Source organism: Paenarthrobacter nitroguajacolicus (assembly GCF_007786235.1).
Classification (GTDB): domain Bacteria; phylum Actinomycetota; class Actinomycetes; order Actinomycetales; family Micrococcaceae; genus Arthrobacter; species Arthrobacter nitroguajacolicus_A.
Genome location: NZ_VNFK01000049.1, coordinates 1 through 1070, shown reverse-complemented (window position 1 = coordinate 1070; position 1070 = coordinate 1). Strand labels below are relative to the sequence as shown.

General features: G+C 63.5%; 1 protein-coding gene. It reads right to left on the bottom strand.

Translation table 11 applies throughout. The features are described from left to right. Positions 1-71: 71 nt before the first annotated feature. Positions 72-1070 (bottom strand): lipoyl synthase (gene lipA, locus FQP90_RS22930; protein ID WP_244296966.1); only part of this gene is annotated, 999 nt, incomplete at its 5' end.

Sequence of the window (1070 nt, the reverse complement as noted above, 5' to 3'; positions counted from 1 at the left end):
ACGTCGAAGGACCGGACGCCGTTACGCATGGCATCCGGTCCTTCGGTACTGCTGGTGGGTGGTTCGGGGGTTTAGCCGTGGGCGGCCAGGATGGTGGAGGCTTCCTGGCGGGTGGTGCCGGAGGACTCGATGTGGGCCAGGGCGGCGGGGATTTCCCAGCCCTTCTTCCGCATCGCGGTGGCCCACAAACGGCCTGCCCGGTACGAGGACCGCACCAACGGCCCGGACATGACACCGAGGAAGCCGATCTCCTCGGCCTCGTGCTGGAGGTCCACGAATTCCTGGGGCTTGACCCACCGGTCCACCGGGAGGTGCCGCTCGGAAGGGCGCAGGTACTGGGTGATGGTGATCAGGTCACACCCGGCCTGGTGCAGGTCCCGCAGGGCTTCGGAGATTTCCTCCCGGGTCTCGCCCATGCCCAGGATCAGGTTGGACTTGGTCACCATGCCCAAATCCCGGCCCTGGGTAATGACATCCAGGGACCTCTCGTACCGGAACGCCGGACGGATCCGCTTGAAAATCCTCGGCACGGTCTCCACGTTGTGCGCGAACACCTCGGGCTTGGAATCACAGATCGCCGCGATGTGCTCAGGCTTGCCGGAGAAGTCCGGGATCAGCAACTCCACCCCGGTACCCGGGTTCAGTTCGTGAATCTTCCGGACCGTTTCGGCGTACAACCAGACACCCTCATCGGCCAGGTCATCACGGGCCACCCCGGTCACGGTGGCGTAGCGCAACTGCATCGCCTGGACACTCCGGGCCACCTTGGTGGGCTCGAACATGTCCACCGGGGAGGGCTTGCCGGTGTCGATCTGGCAGAAATCACAGCGCCTGGTGCACTCGGACCCGCCGATCAGGAACGTCGCTTCCTTGTCTTCCCAGCACTCGAAAATGTTCGGGCACCCGGCCTCTTCACAGACCGTGTGCAGGCCTTCCTTCTTCACCAGGTTCTTGAGCTGGACAAACTCAGGACCCATCTGGACCTTGGCCTTGATCCACTCAGGCTTACGTTCAACCGGTACCGCAGAATTACGCTGCTCAACGCGCAGCAACTTACGGCCTTCAGGTGC